Annotated in this window: 18 protein-coding genes; 2 read left to right on the forward strand and 16 right to left on the reverse strand. The window is 74.9% G+C overall.

Annotation, left to right across the window (positions count from 1 at the left end):
* Window position 1: 1 nt before the first annotated feature.
* From ACZ4WH_RS09550 to ACZ4WH_RS09615, 14 genes are all read right to left on the reverse strand, one after another.
* Window positions 2–997, reverse strand: coding sequence for an aminoglycoside phosphotransferase/kinase family protein (locus ACZ4WH_RS09550; RefSeq protein ID WP_468178356.1), 996 nt, complete (start codon window positions 995–997; stop codon window positions 2–4).
* Window positions 994–1,833, reverse strand: a complete 840-nt coding sequence (locus tag ACZ4WH_RS09555; protein WP_468178358.1) for a glycosyltransferase — start codon at window positions 1,831–1,833, stop codon at window positions 994–996. Before ACZ4WH_RS09555 ends, ACZ4WH_RS09550 begins: the two co-directional genes overlap by 4 nt.
* The gene (locus ACZ4WH_RS09560; protein ID WP_468178360.1) at window positions 1,830–3,038 is read right to left on the reverse strand and encodes a cytochrome P450; all 1,209 of its coding nucleotides are present in this window, start codon (window positions 3,036–3,038) and stop codon (window positions 1,830–1,832) included. The genes ACZ4WH_RS09555 and ACZ4WH_RS09560 overlap by 4 nt, the downstream gene beginning before the upstream one ends.
* An 87-nt stretch (window positions 3,039–3,125) precedes the next feature.
* Window positions 3,126–3,914 carry a class I SAM-dependent DNA methyltransferase gene (locus ACZ4WH_RS09565; protein ID WP_468178362.1) on the reverse strand — a complete coding sequence of 263 codons (789 nt, stop codon included), beginning with the start codon at window positions 3,912–3,914 and terminating at the stop codon, window positions 3,126–3,128.
* 6 nt (window positions 3,915–3,920) lie between these two features.
* Window positions 3,921–4,760, reverse strand: a complete 840-nt coding sequence (locus ACZ4WH_RS09570) for a methyltransferase domain-containing protein (protein WP_468178364.1) — start codon at window positions 4,758–4,760, stop codon at window positions 3,921–3,923.
* A gap of 67 nt (window positions 4,761–4,827) precedes the next feature.
* Window positions 4,828–5,787 carry a phytanoyl-CoA dioxygenase family protein gene (locus ACZ4WH_RS09575; protein WP_468178366.1) on the reverse strand — a complete coding sequence of 320 codons (960 nt, stop codon included), beginning with the start codon at window positions 5,785–5,787 and terminating at the stop codon, window positions 4,828–4,830.
* A 10-nt stretch (window positions 5,788–5,797) separates the two neighbouring features.
* The gene (locus ACZ4WH_RS09580; RefSeq protein WP_468178368.1) at window positions 5,798–6,853 is read right to left on the reverse strand and encodes an asparagine synthetase A; all 1,056 of its coding nucleotides are present in this window, start codon (window positions 6,851–6,853) and stop codon (window positions 5,798–5,800) included.
* A complete protein-coding gene (locus tag ACZ4WH_RS09585) occupies window positions 6,850–7,683 on the reverse strand; it encodes a carbohydrate deacetylase (protein WP_468178370.1) in 834 nt (277 codons plus the stop codon). The genes ACZ4WH_RS09580 and ACZ4WH_RS09585 overlap by 4 nt, the downstream gene beginning before the upstream one ends.
* Entirely contained in the window at window positions 7,680–8,282 is a 603-nt protein-coding gene (locus ACZ4WH_RS09590) for a class I SAM-dependent methyltransferase (protein ID WP_468178372.1), read from the reverse strand. The genes ACZ4WH_RS09585 and ACZ4WH_RS09590 overlap by 4 nt, the downstream gene beginning before the upstream one ends.
* Window positions 8,279–10,300 carry an aminotransferase class III-fold pyridoxal phosphate-dependent enzyme gene (locus ACZ4WH_RS09595; RefSeq protein ID WP_468178374.1) on the reverse strand — a complete coding sequence of 674 codons (2,022 nt, stop codon included), beginning with the start codon at window positions 10,298–10,300 and terminating at the stop codon, window positions 8,279–8,281. The genes ACZ4WH_RS09590 and ACZ4WH_RS09595 overlap by 4 nt, the downstream gene beginning before the upstream one ends.
* 48 nt (window positions 10,301–10,348) lie before the next feature.
* A complete protein-coding gene (locus ACZ4WH_RS09600; RefSeq protein WP_468178376.1) occupies window positions 10,349–11,596 on the reverse strand; it encodes a hypothetical protein in 1,248 nt (415 codons plus the stop codon).
* Entirely contained in the window at window positions 11,589–12,044 is a 456-nt protein-coding gene (locus tag ACZ4WH_RS09605) for a hypothetical protein (RefSeq protein ID WP_468178378.1), read from the reverse strand. The genes ACZ4WH_RS09600 and ACZ4WH_RS09605 overlap by 8 nt, the downstream gene beginning before the upstream one ends.
* A complete protein-coding gene (locus ACZ4WH_RS09610; RefSeq protein WP_468178380.1) occupies window positions 12,028–12,972 on the reverse strand; it encodes a S66 peptidase family protein in 945 nt (314 codons plus the stop codon). The genes ACZ4WH_RS09605 and ACZ4WH_RS09610 overlap by 17 nt, the downstream gene beginning before the upstream one ends.
* Before the next feature lie 427 nt (window positions 12,973–13,399).
* Entirely contained in the window at window positions 13,400–13,852 is a 453-nt protein-coding gene (locus tag ACZ4WH_RS09615; RefSeq protein WP_468178382.1) for a hypothetical protein, read from the reverse strand.
* Between the two features lie 75 nt (window positions 13,853–13,927).
* Here ACZ4WH_RS09615 and ACZ4WH_RS09620 point away from each other — a divergent pair, with 75 nt between their 5' ends.
* Window positions 13,928–14,422, forward strand: coding sequence for a phosphatase domain-containing protein (locus tag ACZ4WH_RS09620; protein WP_468178384.1), 495 nt, complete (start codon window positions 13,928–13,930; stop codon window positions 14,420–14,422).
* Between the two features lie 106 nt (window positions 14,423–14,528).
* Here ACZ4WH_RS09620 and ACZ4WH_RS09625 read toward each other — a convergent pair whose 3' ends face one another.
* Window positions 14,529–14,996: an HIT family protein gene (locus ACZ4WH_RS09625; protein WP_468178386.1), complete on the reverse strand. Its 468-nt coding sequence runs from the start codon at window positions 14,994–14,996 to the stop codon at window positions 14,529–14,531.
* 137 nt (window positions 14,997–15,133) lie between these two features.
* Entirely contained in the window at window positions 15,134–16,354 is a 1,221-nt protein-coding gene (locus ACZ4WH_RS09630; protein ID WP_468178388.1) for a JmjC domain-containing protein, read from the reverse strand.
* Window positions 16,355–16,541: 187 nt separating this feature from the next.
* Here ACZ4WH_RS09630 and ACZ4WH_RS09635 point away from each other — a divergent pair, with 187 nt between their 5' ends.
* Complete coding sequence (locus ACZ4WH_RS09635) at window positions 16,542–16,685, forward strand: hypothetical protein (protein WP_165951710.1); 144 nt, start codon at window positions 16,542–16,544, stop codon at window positions 16,683–16,685.
* The last annotated feature ends 31 nt before the right edge of the window (window positions 16,686–16,716 follow it).

The following is a 16,716-nucleotide window of genomic DNA, read 5'->3' on the forward strand; positions in this document are numbered from 1 at the left end:
TTCACTCCCAGCCGGTGCGGGCGGCGAGCCAGCGGCAGGTGGCGGCGGCCTCCGCCCGCTGGAACGCCCGGATCGCGCCGGTGTCCCAGTCGGCGGGCTGCCGCGAGGCGTTGACGAAGCTGCCGGCCAGCGCGGCCAGGACGCTGTCGACGGCCCGCGGGTCCGCGGCGCGGCCGGCCGGATGCGACAGGAAGAGACCCTGCGGATCGGCCAGGCCCTGCACCGCCGCGCAGAGCGCGAAGATCATGGGGTCGATCCAGTCCTGCCCCCGGGCGGCCCAGGCCCAGTCGACGAACCGGACGGTGCGTCCGGCGACGAGGATGTTGTCCGAGCGCAGGTCCGAGTGGAGCAGGGCGTCGCCCTGGGCGGCCTGTGGGAAGGTCTCCTCCAGCCGGGCCAGGCGGTGCGCGTGGCGCCGCGCCCAGGGCGCGAGGCCGTCGAGCCCGTCGAGGCCCTCGGTGCCGTCGCCGAGCAGGTGGTTCCAGCCCCGCCAGTCCGCCAGGGTGCCTCCCCAGGGCTTGGCCGCGGGCACCGGGCAGGAGGCCGCCAACTCGGTCAGCCGGGTCAGCGCCCCCAGCACCAGCCGGAGGTCGCGGTCCCGCCAGGGCACGGGGGGCGTGCGGCCGGCCGCCGCGTCGAAGACGAGGGCGAGCCAGCCCCCGGCGTCCACGCCGCCCCGGAAGGCCGGCGCGGGCAGCGTGGCCGGCAGCTGCGCGGCGACCGCCGCCTCCCGCTCGTACAGCGCCACCGCGTACGGATCGCCGTGCCGCGGTACGGCCTTGACGAAGGCCCGGGTGCCGTCGGCGCACCGCAGCCGGGCGGCGACCCCCCGGGAGAAGCCGCCGCTCTGCGTCCGGGCCCCGGTCACCGGGGCGCCGAGCAGCCGCTCCACCTCGGCCCGCGCCGGGGGCGGCAGCGCCGTCCAGGGCAGCCGGGCGCTCCGGGCCTGTGGTACGGCCTCCGTGGCGGGCGGGGCGGGAGCGAGCCGCGCCGTCACGGTGTCACCGCCGGGGCGTCCAGGCTCCTGCCGAGCCAGTTCTCCAGCTCCTCCACCACGGGGAGGGCGAGTTCGCTGAAGAGACAGGGGTGGGAGCGCAGCCACTCCGTGTCCATCTGCCGGGTGTAGGCGCGGCTGAAGTAGCCGTAGTGGTGCAGGATGTGGATGTCGTCCCGCAGCTCCGGCCGGTCGTCCTCGCGGAAGATGGTCTCCCACTGCTTCCAGTGCACCGGGAAGAACCGGTCGTGCGGGCTGAAGTCGTCCGGTGCGGTCGACGCCCGCACCAGCCGGGTCCAGCGGTAGACGATGCTCTGGTAGACCGCCAGGTCCTTGTCGGGCAGGTGCAGGAAGTCCTCCACCATGGCGGCCGGCAGCGGGTCGCCCGGCGGGAAGGCCAGCACCCCCACCTGGACGATCTTGCCGTCCTCCAGCAGCAGCCGCTCGGGCAGTTCGCCCAGCGGGCGCCGGGTGAGCGTGTCCGTGTCCAGATAGAGCCCCCCTCGGGAGGCCAGCACGCAGAAGCTCACCAGATCGGACCGGTGCGCCACGAAGGTCATCCGCCGGTAGAGGTCGGCGTGCGCGGGGGACATCAGCTCCTCCAGGCACAGCGGCTCGATCTCGACCCGGGGCACGGAGCGCAGCAGCTCGAAGTACCGGTTGCCGGCCGGTTCCTCGTCGACGATGACGACGACGCGCCCCGGCGCGTGCGCGGCGGCCGAGGCGACCGCGAGGAAGTGGCCGAAGTCGAACTCCTGGCCGGACCAGTAGAAGTGGACGGGCGGCGCGGCGGGTGCCGCGCCCTCACCGGGGGTCGCGGGTGCCGGGATCGCGGTCATGAGACCACCGCCGGACCGACCCGCCGCAGTGCGCGCATGCCCATGCCGATCTCCCATTCCACGCTGATCGGGGGTGGTTGCTGCGGGCCGGACAGGACGGCGTCCAGCACCGCCCGCAGGATCTGCTGGGCCATCGGACGGCCCAGACAGGCGTGCCGGCCCCGGCCGAAGGCCACGTTCGGCAGCCGCCGTTCCCACCGGAACTCCAGCGGGTCGGGGAACTGCCGGGGGTCGCGGTTGGCCGCCACGAGCACCAGGACCACCCGGTCCCCGGCCGGGATCCGCTGGTCCCGCAGGACGATCTCGGTCGCGGCGCGGCGGGGCGCGAAGTGGAACGGGGTGGCCAGCCGGACGGCCTCGGTGACGAAGCCGTCGGGGTCGGCGCGGTAGCCGTCCCGGAGCCCCGGGTGCGCGGTGAGCCGCTCCAGGGCGACCGCGAGCGCGGCGACCGTGGGTTCCAGCGCGCCGGTGACCAGTTGCGCGTAGACGGCGACGGCGTCGGTGCGGGTGAGGGAGCCGTCGCGGACCGCGCGGTCCACGGCGGTGGCGAGCGGGCTCGTCCGCGCCAGGCAGGCGCGCTGGACGAAGTCGGAGAAGAGGTCCAGCGCCTCGCGGGCCGCCAGGATCGTCGCGAGGCGCGTCTGCCGCCCCACGAAACCCATGAGTCGTCCGGACCAGGCCGCGAGGAGGGACAGCTCCTCACGGCTGACCCCCAGCAGACCGCCGAGGGCGGCCTCGCAGGCGGGGCGCAGCAGGGAATCCAGCAGGTCCGTGGCGCCGTCCCCGCCGACCGCGCCGTCCGGGAGCGGCGCGCCTGCCGGCAGCCCGGCCCGGACAACGGCGGCCACCCGGGTCACCTCGGCCGGGGCGAACGCCGGCCGGACCACCCTGCGCACGACGGCGTGCCGGGGCGGGTCGAGGAACATCGGCCACCGGGCGAGGAAGTCCACCAGGGGAGCCGCCGCGGTGCGCTGCTCCTCGGTCAGCTCCTCCAGGAACGGCTCGGGCGTGCGCGCCAGCAGCCGGTTGTCCGCCAGCAGTTCCCACACGTCGGCGTACCGGGTGACGTACCAGGACGCGGTCTGCGGGTGCCAGAGCACCGGTGTGGTCTCCCGGGCCGCGTCGAACCAGCCGAGCGGGTCCGGCGGGACGAACGGCCGGCGGGGCGCCGCGGCGGGCGCCGGCGGAGTGTCGTCGTGCTGCACGGGTACCGCATCCCTCCTGGGCGTGGGGGCCGCACCCCCCGGATGCGGGGGTGCGACGGGGTGTCGGGGCGAGACGGGCATCGCGGCCTACCCGGGCTCCGGGGCCGAGCGGACCAGGGTCCAGGTCTCCCGCAGGGTGTCCGGCCGGACGGGCCGGTCGGAGTAGTCCTCGTTCACCCCGGCGACGGTGAAGCCGGCGGCCCGCGCGGCGGCGCGGACCTCGTCGTGTCCGAACCACCACTGGCGGTGGTGCTCCGTCTGCCGGCGGAAGCCGTCGCCGGACGCGGTGAACAGGGAGATGGCGTAGTCGCAGCGGTGCTCGTCGGGGTGGTAGCGGTTGCGCCACACGTAGGCGAAGTCGTCCAGGTCGTCGCCGTAGTGGCTGTCCCCGAAGACCGTCTCCAGCTTGTGCCGGGTGTTGAGGTCGAAGACGAACACGCCCCCCGGGCGCAGGGCGGCCGCGACGGTCTCCAGCAGCGCCGGCAGATCCGCCGGAGCGAAGTAGTTGACGCTGTCGAAGCAGCACACGGCCGCGTCGAGGGAGCCGGCCGGCACCGGCAGCGGCGCCGGGAGCCGGACCTCGTGCAGCGGGGTGCCCGGGGCGACCCGCCCACGGGCCCGGGACAGCATCGCCGGGGAGCCGTCGACGCCGCTGACCTCGAAGCCCCGCTCCTGGAGCAGCCGGGTGACGGTGCCGGTGCCGCAGCACACGTCGAGGACGGTACGGACGGGTGGTTCGGTGCCGCGCAGCCGGGCCGCCAGGTGGTCGGCCCAGGCCGCGTAGTCGTTCTGCGCCGTCCAGCGGTCGTACACCGCCGCGAGCGCGTCGTAGAGGGGGAGCCCGCCGGTGTCGGGGCGGGCGGGCGCGGTGGTCATCGCGGCCTACCGGCGGACCTTGACGGCCAGGTTGACGCCGCGCTCGGCCCACTCCTGCCGCTCGCAGGCCTCCAGCTCCAGCGCCAGGAGGGTGTCGAAGTACTCCTTGTCCTCCAGGGCGCGGGAGATGGGGCTGATCGCGCCGTACGGGTAGCCGAAGTCCTCCGGGCCGGGCAGGGCCAGCGAGGTCACTCCGAAGACGCGCTCGCCGGTGAGGCCCGCGCCCTGGGAGAGGGAGAGCAGCTCGGCGGCGCTGTAGACCCGCAGCGGCGGCACCGTCGGCGACCACTTGACGGTCCGGGTGCGCAGCAGCTCGTTCAGTTCCTCGACGCCGGCCCCGTCCCGGCAGATCTTGGACGACAGGGCGTTGGACAGCGAGTGGCTCATCAGCAGGCCGGGGGCGCCGGGCCGCAGCACCCGGCGGACGGTGGCGAAGGCGGCGGCCGGGTCGTCGAGGAAGCTCAGCACGCCGTAGGTGCTCAGGACGGCGTCGTAGGTCTCCGAGGGGAGCTGCGGGGCGTCCTCGACGTCGCAGTGGACCAGCTCGACCAGGGAGGCCACCGACGACTCGGCGAGGTTGCGCTCCGCCTGCCGCAGCATGTCCTCGGACTTGTCGGCGACGGTCACCCGGACCCCGAACTCGCTCGCCAGCCAGATGCCCCAGCGGGCGGTGCCGCCGCCGACGTCCAGCACGTGCTTGCCGGGGCGCAGGTCGAGGTGGCGGCGGACCAGCTCCTTGATCACCTCGTCGGACAGGTGCCAGTAGGCGGCCTCGTAGAAGCCCTCGACGTTGCCGGCGTACGAGGTGAAGAAGCCGTCGAACTCGGTCTCGGTCATCAGGGTCATGGCGTGTTCCTCCAGTCGGGGTGCGGTCCGCGCGGGTCGGCGGAGCCGTTCGGGTGGTGCGGGCGGGTCAGCCGCGCCGGGCCGCGGTGGCGGTCCGGGAGCCGGGGCGCGGACGGTCGAGCAGGCGCGAGGGGGGCGCCTGGAGAGCGGCGAGGTAGGTGCCGTAGTCGACGCCCTCGGGGAAGTCGACCAGCTCCACCTCGGGGTCGAGGGTGATCCAGTCGTGGCTGTCCCAGCCGGCGGCCAGCTCGTCCCAGTCGGGGGTGACCGGCCAGCCGTGCGGGTGCGCGAACTGGGTGCGCAGCGGTTCGGTGGTCAGCTGGTACCGCACGTCGGCGGAGAGCCGGATCTCGTCGCTGCTGTTGGGACCGCCGCCGTGCACGGTGAGGCTGTGGAAGACCACCGCGTCCCCGAGGGCGAAGTCGGCGGACGCCCAGCGTGCGTCGTCCGGCGCGACGGGCAGGTACAGGGGGCGGCGGCCGCCCTGGGCGGGATCGGTCGGCAGGAAGCCGGCCCGGTGCGAGCCGGGGATCAGCCGCAGCCCCTGGCGGCGCTCGTCGCAGTCGGTCAGCGGCAGCCACACGGTGAGCGCGTCGGTGGTGACGTGCTGCACCACGAAGTCCTGGTGCGCGCGGGTGAAGTAGGTGACGGGGTCGGCGGACGGCGGTGCCAGCCGCACCACCCGGGCCGGGTGGCAGAACGTCGGGCCGCCGAGGAAGCGTTCCATGAACGTCCACAGCCGGGGCGTGAACGCCAGCCGGTGGAAGCTCTCCAGGCGCTGCACCGCGGGGTAGACGGTGGCGAACCCGTCCCGGCCGAAGGACAGGCCGCCCCGGGCGACGGCGAGGCCGCCGGGGTCGGCGAGCCATCCGATGCCGTGCAGCGCGGCCCGCAGCTCCGCCTGTACGGCGGCGGGCCCGGCCGGGTCCAGCAGGCCGGGGAGGTACAGATACCCGTCGTCGGCCAGCCGGTCGCGGAGCGCCTCGACGTCGTCGAGGATGTCGTGGGAGTCCCTGAGTGTCTGCACGCCGGGTCCGTCAGGGCAGGATGGTGCGGCCGTTGGCGCGCGGCAGCAGGGCGAAGTCGCGGATATCCGTGCGGCGCAGCAGCCACATGAAGAACCGTTCGACGCCCATGCCGAATCCGGCGGTGCGCAGCGGGAACGCGGACTTCATCCGCACGTACCACTCGTACTCGGCCGGGTCCACGCGGTGGGTCTCCAGCGCCGCCAGCACCTCAGGACCGTCGATGTGGCGCTCGCCGGCCCCGACGACCTCACCGGGGCCGAACAGCAGGTCCCCGTTGAGCGCCCGCCCCTGCGCGTCGCGGCGCTGGTAGAAGGGGACGGACAGCGCGTCGAAGTGGGTCACCCACAGGAACTCGCCGTGCCGGCGCATCAGTTCGTGCTCGCCGGCCCGGGTGAGCGTCCGCCAGCCCTCCTCCTGGCGCACGTGGCGGGGGTCGGCGCCGAGGTCGCTCACGGCCTCGTCGAAGGTCATCCGGGTCAGGGCCGTCGGCCGCTCCAGCAGCGCCTCGACATGGCCGAGACCGCCGGCCGCCGCGCGGATGACCGGTTCGTGACGCTCCGCCAGCTCGGCCACCACATGGCGCAGATAGGCCTCGACGACCTCGATGACCTCGTCCAGGCCGCCGGGGACCTCCGCCTCGCTGTGGAAGAACTGGCACAGGTGGGTCTCGTCCGGGTCCTCGCCCCGGAAGGACGGCATCAGGTAGTAGGCACCGGCCTCGCTGAGCCGGCACAGGTACTCCAGCCCGAACTGCATCGAGTCGGCCAGGTAGGTCGGCACGCCGAACATGTCGACCCGCACCGGCTGGGAGTCGCTGCCCAGGCCCATCGGGGAGGACACCGAGCCCGTGGTCACCGGCAGGTGTCCGAAGCGCACACCGCGCTCGGTCCAGAAGCCGACGGTGGCCGCGGTCAGGGTGTCCTGGAGGTCGAGCAGCCGCGCGTACCACTCGCTGCCGAGCGCGCGCAGATAGTGGGTGTCCGGGTCGCGCCACGAGCCGGGGGGCGCCAGCTCGGTCGCGGACGCCGGCGCGGTCGTCGTGACGGGCAGGGTCTCAACGCTCATGAGGGGAGTTCCTCTCTCGGTGACCACCGTGCGGCGGCGGGCGATCGGACGGCCGCGGGTGCGTCCGCCGGCAACGCGGTCAAGGTGATGCCGTGGGTGTCGCAGGCCTCGCGGAATCGGGGGTCCAGCAGGACATGGAGATCGCTGACGCGGATGTCGCGGGCCCATTTCCAGCGCCGTGAGGCGGGAGACGTCAGCGTGCCGAGTTCGGGGCGGTCCAGCGCCGGGTGGGCGACGATCATGTGGGTCCCGGGCGGCAGCGCGGCGAGATGCTCCCGGAGCAGCTCCGCCTTGTCCTCCATCGGGCAGTTGGACAGGTGCCACACCGAGTCGACCGCCAGGGGGATGCCCGGCGCCGGCACCGCGTCGCGGCAGGGCAGCCCCCATTCCGCGCTGACCCGTGCCAGCACCTCCGCGTCGAAGACGCCGATGTGCGACTCCAGGTGCCGCAGCCGCACACCGGCGTCGGCCGCCGTCCGCAACTGGGCCCGGAACTCGGCCAGCGCCTCCTCGGGATCGGCGGCGGCCCGCAGTTCCGCCACGCCGGGCAGGAAGGCGCCGTCGGGGGCGCACAGCGACCGCCCGCCGGTCAGCGGCCGGTAGCGCAGCCCCTCCCACTCGCAGGCAAGGACGAGGTGGGCGCCGAGCGGGAGCCCGGCGGCGAGCGCCAGCCGGACGGCGCGGCGGGCGTCGGGAGCCGGGACCATCAGGGACGCCTGGGTCACCACGCCCGCGCCGTGGGCGGCCAGGATGCCGTCGGTGACCGCCGGGCACATGCCGTAGTCGTCGGCCTGGACGACGAGGAACCGGTCCGTGGTACGCGCGTTCACGCCCGGCCTCCCCGGGTGACCGCGTGCAGGGCCCAGCGGCGGCCGGCGGTGGCCGTGACCACCTGATGGGCGGCGGCGCCCGGCAGTTCGCGCAGCCGGGTGTCGAGTTCCGCGATCAGGGCGTGCCAGCCGGGGTGCCGCTCGGGCGGCGGCAGGTAGAGCGAGATCAGCAGCTCCCCGCCGGGCGCCACCCGGTCCAGCATGCCCACGGCCGTGTCCACCGGGTCGTCCAGGTAGTAGAGCACCTCGCTGAGCACGACCGCGTCGAACAGGCCGCGCAACGGCAGCCGGGAGGCGTCCGCGCACAGCAGCAGCTCGCCGGGGCGGCGCCCGCGGGAGGCCAGCGCGTCACGGGACCAGTCCACGCCGACGTAACGGCCGTCGAAGCGGGGGCCGAGCCGGTCGCGCAGGGTGCCGGTACCGCAGCCCACGTCCAGGACGTCCCGCGCGCCGTTCCCCAGGATGCGGTCGGCGAGGGCGGTGTAACGGGCGTCCTCCGCCGGTTCGGTGAGGTAGGCCCAGCGGCCCGAGCGGTACTGCCGCTCCCAGTCGTCCCGGCTGTAGACCGGCACCTGGCCGTGTGTCGCGCGGGTGCTCATCGGACCGCCTCTCCGTGGGCGGACCGCAGCCGGCCGGCGAAGCCCGGAGCGGCGAGCAGGTCCTCGGCGGCGTCGAGGGCGAAGTCGATGTGCGCCTCGCCGTGCGCGGCGCTGACGAAGTTGACGCCGTGCCCCAGCAGCACGCCCCGGCGTGCCATGCCCGCCACGAAGGCGTCCGCCAGCGGGGCGTGAGCGGCGGGGTCGGCGGCGAAGCGCAGACACGGCATGGGGTCGTGGCCGACGGCGAACGGGGCCAGGCCGTGGCGTTCGGCGAGGGCGTCGAGGCCTTCCCGCAGGCGCCGGCCGAGCGTGGCGACACGGCCGTAGTAGTCGCTGCTCGCGTAGTGGCGCAGGGCCGCCTTCATCACCTCCAGGGACACCCGCTCGCCCGCGAAGGCGCTGGAGACGCCGAGCTTCGTGAAGTGCGCCATGGTGCGCCGGGGCCCGGCCACCGCGGCCAGGGCGGCGCCCGCCGCCAGGCTGGTGGAGAAACAGGTCAGGTCGGCCTCCGTGGCCAGCGACTGGCCGAGCCCGCCGGGCGCGAGCCGGAACCCGGTGACGTCCTCGTCCAGCACCAGCAGGGTGCCGTGCAGGTCGCACAGCCGGCGCAGCTCGGCGAGGAAGCCGGCGGCCAGCCGCCGGTGGTGGGGCGGGCACAGCACGACCGCGGCGGTCCGGGAGCCCTCGCCGGCCAGGAGCCGGAGCAGCCGGGCGTCGTCGTCCGCCGAGCCCAGCTCCACGGCGGGGGAGGCCCCCGGCGGGTCCCCGGGGCGGCCGGCGAGCAGGACGTGGTCGCGGCCGGTGACCGTCCGGGCCAGGCGGACCGCCGCCGCGCGGGCCTCGGCCCGGGTCTTGAGGAAACGCACCATCTCCACGCCGGGCACCGCGGCGACCAGCGCTTCGGCGGCCGTGATCTCCGCCTCGGCGGGCAGGGACAGCAGCAGGCCGCGTCCGCCGCGCTCCCGTACGGTGTTGGCGACGACCGGGTGGTTGTGGCCGAGCGTCGCCGCGCCCCCGGCGCACACGAAGTCGACGTACGACCGGCCGTCGACGTCCCGGACCAGGGCTCCGTCGCCGCGCTCCAGGTAGAGCGGGTAGGCGGTCCCCGGCAGGTGCCCGGGGCCGTCGGCGAGGGTGCTGCTCATCCCGGGGACCACCCGCTCGGCGCGGTCCCGCAGCACGGCCGACCGGGCGAGGGTGAGCGGCCGGTCGCCGGGTTCGGGCAGCGTGCCGGTGCCTGCCCCGGTGCCGAGGTGCTCGGGGGTGATGGCCCGGAACCGGGAGCGCCCGGCCAGCCAGGGGCGGCCGATGTCGTGCGCGACGACGTCCCGTGTCCACAGCACCCGGTGTTCCTCGTAGCCGTTCTCCGCGATCACCAGATCGCGCAGGCGTTCGTCCACACAGCTGCCCGGGTCGGTGGTGGCGAGGGCGCGGGCCACGGCGGGCGCCCAGCGGTCCGTCACATGGACGTGCGGGCTCAGCGGCAGGAAGCCGGCGGCCCAGCTCGCCGGGGTCAGCCGGACCAGCGGCACCCGGGTGCCGGCCACCGGCCGGGCCTCGTCCGGCCGGTCGAAGGTCCCGCCGCGCGCCACATGGGAGTTGCCGAGCACGATCTGGGTGCCGCCGCCCGCCAGCAGATCCTCGATCAGCGCGTCCAGGTCGACGGGGCCGTCGAACTCCCAGTCGTCCTCCAGGTGGACGCCCACGGGGGTGCGGGCGTGGGCGAGCAGGACGGACAGGGCGCCCGGCAGACCGACCGGCCGGGGGAACTCCTCCACCACGACCTCGCTCACCCGGGGCTCGGTCCGCGGCAGGTCGCGCAGGAAGGCCAGGGTCGCGGCCCGCTCCTCCGCGGGGACGCCGTAGGCGGGGTCGACGGTGGCGATCACCCGGAACGTGCCGGAGAAGCGGACGTTGGCGAAGAAGGACGTGTAGGTCCGCGGCAGGGTGTCGCGGCCCACCGAGGTGGTGGTCAGGTCGACCGCCGAGGTGTCGGGCGTGGGTGCCGGAACCGGCATTCCATCCTCCTGTGGACGAACGGGCGGGGGTGGCAGCGGACGTGCCGGTCAGTAGAAGCGGCCCTGCTCGCTGAGCAGCGACGCGCGTCCGGGGCCGCCGCAGGCCGCGCAGGTCATCGGTCCGCCCGGCACGACCCAGCCGAAGAACGGCAGCCCGCGCCCGGCCGCGCACGGCGCGCACGCGCCCCTGACCAGGCCGGACCGTTCGACGCTGCGGTCCAGGCGCTCGCGCGCCCGGGACAGCAACCGCCGGTCGTAGGAAGCGAGTTCCCGGCGCAGCCGCTCCGCCGGCGGCGGGCCCGGCAGCTGCTCGCGCTCGGCGGGGTTGCGGCGGCCGATCCGCCAGCCGCCGTCCTCCCGCACCCCGAGCACCAGCGGGGTGCCCGCGCGCAGCAGCCCCCGTTCGGCACGCATGCGCCGGTACGGCGCGTCCCGTGCCGTGCGGACCACGTCGGCTCGTATCCCGTCCAGCTCCCGCCGCCAGCGGTCGAGTGCCGGGCCGGCGGCGGGCGAGGCCAGGACGGCCGTCTGCACGGGTGCCAGCGGCGAGGGAAGCCCGAGCCCCCAGCGGTCCCGGTGGTGCATCGCCACCAGGGCGAGCACCTTGCCGGTGAAGCCGATGTCGACCAGCTCGCCGTCCACGCCCAGCGCCTCGCGGTAGCGACGGGCCATCAGGTAGGTGGTGGCGACGACCGTCGGCCTGCCGTCGCGCAGACAGGAGACCGTCAGATGGCAGGTGTCGCCGTAGCCCGCGGGCGCGTCGACGGCCACGGTGAGCACGGGCAGGCCGAACGCCGCGAACGTGCTCTCCAGCACCTCCCGGTAGTCCTCCAGGGCCGCTGCCCCGGTGCCCCGGGGCAGCACGTGGTTCAGCTGGACCGCGGGCCAGATGTAGCGCTCGCGGAACAGCGGGGTGCCGCTGCCGCGCATCCGGCGCAGCAGCCCCCCGGTGGTCACCACCGGCCCCCGGTGGCCGGTGCGGCGCAGCCAGGCCACGTTGAGGTGCAGGTTGTCGGCGCGCAGCACCCAGCCGGGCAGGCGGCGGTCGCCGGGGCGGAGCCGGTAGACGTTGGCGTAGGTCGGGAAGACCCGGTCGTAGGAGTCCTGCCGGTCGAGGAAGGCGTGGGTGGTCTCGGCCGGCGGCGCGATCCGGGCCACCCGGCCGAGGAAGGTCTCGACCATGAGCCGGGCGACATCGAGGCCGGGGCCGCGCCACGGTGTGATGCCGCCGGCCACGCCGCCCGGAGCGACGACACCCGCGTCGACCAGGACCTGGTGATACGCCATGTCAGTCATGTGCGCCCCCGTCCGCCGTGCGGCCGATCCGCGCGCTCAGCCACAGGCACGGCCGCCCCCACTCCAGGCCGACGCGCGTCGCCGGTTCCCCGGTGCCGGGAGGCAGCGCGCGGACGAGTTCCGCGCCGAGGCGCTCGGCCTCCGCGAGATCCTCGGTGAAGGCCTGGACGAGCAGCAGCCCGTCCGACTCGCCGTCGGCGCTCAGGTCCTGGCCGACGGAACAGCAGCGCCGGGGGCCGCGGCGCAGCCACGCCCGGGGGATCATGCGGAAGTCGGTTCCGTGGGAGCGCAGGTACCAGGGCTCGCCGTCGGGCTCCAGCCGTACCGCGCGCGGGTACCGCAGGCCGCCGGTCGCGGGGACGGCGGGGATGTCCGCGATCTCCTCGATGCCGTGCCGCCGCATGACCTCGTCGAGGGCCGGATGGGCCAGCTCACGCAACCGCCGCATCGAGCACCTCCAGCGTGCCGGCGTCCCCGTCGAGCCGCGCGGGCGTCCCCAGGGGCAGGGTGAGCATCGGGTCGGTGTGGCCGATGTCGGCGCCGGCCACGACCGGGACCCCGCGCCCGGCGAAGCGCCGGCGCAGATGGCCGGTCAGGGCCCGCTCGAATCCCTCCGGCGCCCGGAAGGAGCGTCCGAACACCAGCCCGGCCATCCCGGTGAAGACACCGAGCATCTCCAGCTGTGTCAGGGCGCGTTCGACGTGGTGCAGGTCGGTGCCGGTGGTCTCCAGGACCACCACGGCACCGGAGAAGTCCGGGAAGTAACGGGTGCCCGCGAGCAGCCCCAGCGTCTCCAGGTTCCCGCCGATCAGCGGACCCGTCGCCGTGCCGCCGTGCAGCGGGGTCCAGCCGGGCGAGGGCCTGGTCTCGCGGGCCCGGTCGTCGGCCTCGTCCCACAGCAGCAGTTCCTCCGTCCACCGCGGGGCGGCGGCGAGCGGGCCCAGGGGCTCGGCCCGGCCCACGGCGCGCACGAAGTGGTCCCAGGTGTACGGCAGGGGGCCCGGGTACTCGGCCAGTTCGGGCAGGAGGGTGGGGCCGTGGAACGTGACGACGTTCGCCACCCGGAGCGCGGCCAGCAGGACGGTGGTGATGTCGCTGTAGCCGACGAGGATCTTCGGGTCGGCGGCGAGCGCCTCGTAGTCCAGCTCGTCCAGGACCGCGTTGCCGGTCAGCCCGCCCAGGGACATGACGACGCAGCGCACCTCGGGGTCGCGGAGGAAGGAGTTCAGCTCGGCGGCCCGCTGGGGCCCGCTGTCCGCCGCGGACGGCTTTCCGGCCAGCGGCCCGAGCCGCACCCGGTAGCCGCGCGACCGCAGCGCTCGCACTCCGCGCTCCAGACGGCGCGGAGCCACGACCGAGCCCGAAGGGGTCGCCACCGCGACGAGGTCCCCCGCACGCAGCCGCGGCGGCCGGATCGGCGGCGCGGATGTGCGCCCGGCGCGGACCGGTGACGGACCGGTGCGGGGCAGGACAGGCATCATCAGCTCCAGAGCCGTTCGTTGACGATGGGGACGAGGCGCGGGCGCGGCCGTCGCGTGGGGCCGCTGTCGCCGGGCCGGGGGCACCGGGCCTTTCCGGGTGCCGGTGCCGGTCGTGCGCCGACGACGTCGATTCTGGCAACGCGGCCTGCCCGCCGGCAGTCCCGGGATCACGGGACAGCCGCGCCCGGCGCCGGTCGCCCACCGTGTCGCGGGAACACGTGACTTGAGGGCCGCGCGGGGCGGTGCCTAGGCTCGGCCGCCCGGGCGGGTGGCTGTCCGCCGGCACCCGTCGGCACGTAAGGCCAGAGCACCACGGCCACGGTCACGGGAACGAGAATCCGGTCACCGTCGTGGGGGACACGCGGTGGTACGTCAGCCCGTACCGCCGGTGCGCGCGGAACGTGCCCGGCGGTACGAGGGTCTGCTCGCGCGGGTCGCCTACTCCCGCGGGAGCCGCGAACGCCCGTCCGACGGCACTGTGCGCAGGGCTGCCCCCTGCGGGGTGCCGGGGCGGCTTCTCGCGGATTCGCAGGGTGCCGGGCGGCTTCTCGCGGGCCGGGGGGCGTCGTCCGGCGTCTCGCGGGTCGCCGGTCAGCGTCGGCGTCCCGTCCCTGAGCCTCCCGTCCTCACCGCCGTCCCGTTCCGACCGTTCCGTGCGGGCCGGGGGCACCCCTTCGGTGCCTCCGGCCCGCACGGCGCGTACCGCCGTGCCCGTGCCCTCGTGTCCCCGAGCGGCCGTCGGCGGGCCGTGCCGTGGGAGGTCCCGGGACGGCATTCCACATTCCCGCCGGCCGGTGCGGACGGTCCGCCCGGCCCCGGAACGCGTTCTCCGACAACCAGGGGAGTCCCTATGACCCGACCGACACCACCACGACCGTGGGCGGTCTTCGACATCGACGGTGTCGTCGCCGACGTGCGCCACCGAGTGGCGCATCTGTACCAGCCCATCCCCGACTGGGAGGCCTTCTTCGCCGCGGCAGAGGGAGACCTGCCCCTCGCCGAGGGGGTCGAGCTGGTGGCCGAGTACAGCGCGGACCACACCCTGGTGTGGCTGACGGGCCGCCCGGAGCGGATACGGGACCTCACCACCGCGTGGCTGGCCCGCCACCGGCTGCCGCACGAGCACCTGGTCATGCGGCCCGACGGCGACGACCGGCCGGCGAGCCTCCTCAAGGCCCGGAGACTGGCGGAGTTGGCCCTGCACCGGCCCGTCGCCGTCGTCGTGGACGACGACCCCCGGGTGGTGAGCGAACTGCTGGACGGCGGCTGGCCGGTGCACCGGGCGACCTGGGCGCCGGCCGCTCCCCCGCTGCACGACGCCCAGGAGCGGCTCGGCCGTACCTGACGCGCGCGGATGACGCCGTAGCGGACGGGGGCGCCGGCCGGCGGGCGGGCCGTGGCGCGACCGGTCACGGGGTCGGCGCCCGTGTCGGCCGCGGGCTGTGGCTGTGTCAGGCGGTCGGCGCCCGTGTCGGCCCGGAGCCGGGTGCGTCGAGCGCCAGGAGGCCGGCGCGGACCGCGGCCGCGCCGCGGTCGAGTTCGCCGCGCTCCCGCACGCGCCAGTCCGCGTCGATCCGGAAGCCGTCACCGGCGAAGCGCGGGAAGACGTGCAGATGGGTGTGGAAGACCTCCTGGAACGCGGCCTCGCCGTCGGCCAGGAAGAGGTTGACGCCGTCACAGCGCAGGTCCGAACGGCGCAGCGCGCGGGCGAGCCGGTGCGCCACCGTCCACATGTGGGCGCCCAGGGGCTCCGGGAGTTCTTCGAGGCCGGGCGCGTGCGCCTTGGGCACGACCAGCAGATGACCGGGGGTGACCGGCTGGAGGTCCATGAAGGCCACGGTCGTGTCGTCCTCGTGGACGGTGCTGGCCTCGGCCTCGCCGCGCACGATGGCGCAGAAGACACAGTCGCGGACGGCCATGGGCCCCTCCTCGGATAGGGGAAGGTTCCCACGAGATCACAGCCCGGGCGGCGGATGCCAGTCCGGCACCGGCCGCCCTCCGTCCGGGGGCCGTCCGGACCGGGGGAGCCGTGGCCTGCCCGGTCTCGTGCCCGGAGCTACGACACCCCGGTGCCGGGCTGCCCGTCCAGGGCCGCGAAGGCCCCCGCCAGCGCCCCGGTCACCTCGGTGCAGAAGTGCGCGTCCAGCAGGGGGCGGACCAGCTCGGCGGCGTCCACACCGGTCGTCCGGGACACCTCCTCCACCGCCACCGGCCGGCCCGACACCAGCAGCCTCAGCGCGGGCAGAGCCTCGGCGGGGAACGTCAGACGCCGGCCGTTCACGGTCACCACGGCGTTGCCGCCGCCGGCCGTCAGATGCGGCGGGAAGTCCGTCAGACACACCACCTCGGCGACCGGCCCGAACGCACCGGCGGTGTACGGGTGCTGGGTCTCCCGCCAGCCGATGCCGCCACGGTCGGAGTACGCGGTGCGCGCCTGGAGGAAATGGGTGGGCGGGTAGGTCCGCGCGAGCAACGACAGCGCGGCGGCGACGGCCTCGTCCTCGTCCCTGTCGTCCGTCAGGTCGCGCCGGAACACCTCCAGGTTGCAGGCCAGTTCGGTCAGGGCCCGCAGCCAGTCGACACCGGTGCGCCGGACCACTCCGAAGGTCACGTGCAGCGAGTAGCCCCCCGCGCCCTGGTCGGACCGGGTCGCGGTGTGCCAGTAGCCACGCGGCACGCTCATGGCCTCACCCGGACCGAGGGTGCCCTCCCAGAGGATCTCCTCGCTCGGCTCGGCCGACCGGCGCACCTCGTTCAGCGGCGCCTTCATGGACTCGCCCCGCACCTGCCAGCTCTTCGTCCCCTCCAGTTGCAGGACGAGCGAGTCGGAGGTGTCCACGTGCAGATTGAAGCCGCCCGCCTCACCGGTGGCGAGGAACGCCGTCGCGTAGACGCGGGCGCCGGTCAGCCACTGGAGCGCGCGGCACGCGATGTCGAACACCGGGTCGATCTTCTCGATGCCGCCCACCACGACCTGGCAGCCCTCCCGCAACAGCAGCCCCAGACGGTGGGTGTCGACCATCTCCAGTTCCTCGCCACGGGTGGTCCGCGAGGTCATGAAGCGCTTCGGCGGGAGGAAGGACCCCTGCTGGAGGACCAGGACCTGACCGGTCCGGGTCATCGTGCGATACGTCAGCATGTCCATCAGCCGGTCCACCGTCAGGAGCCGCGCCCCCCATGGCGGCGGGAGGGAACCCCGCGTGAAGTCCAGGCCGAGCCGCCGTCCCTCGCGTCCGTCCAGTGCCTTGTCCACCGCGCGCACGAATTCCAGGTCCATGGACGGGATCATTCATCGCATTCGGCGGCCGGCGGAGTCGCGAATCCCCGGTACCCGTTCCGGAGTTACCGAATTCACGTGGCTTTCCCCGCCGTTGCGGCCCGGGGAGAGTGATGACGTGCCGCCGAGGGAGAAACCCGAGAACGGCACGACATCCATCCACCGAATCCTGGAACGAGGCTTCATCATGAACGCTGTCACCGCGTCCGAACTGCTCCGCGTCGAGACCATCGTCGAGAACCTGCGCGCCATCGACGCCACCGTGGACGGCCAGGAGGCCCTCGCCATGACCCAGGCGCTGGCCAGCCCGGGTGAGCACGGCGAGTTCTGATCCCACCGCTCCTGCGTCACGTGTCCGCGGG

Source organism: Streptomyces sp. NPDC029138 (genome assembly GCF_055564375.1).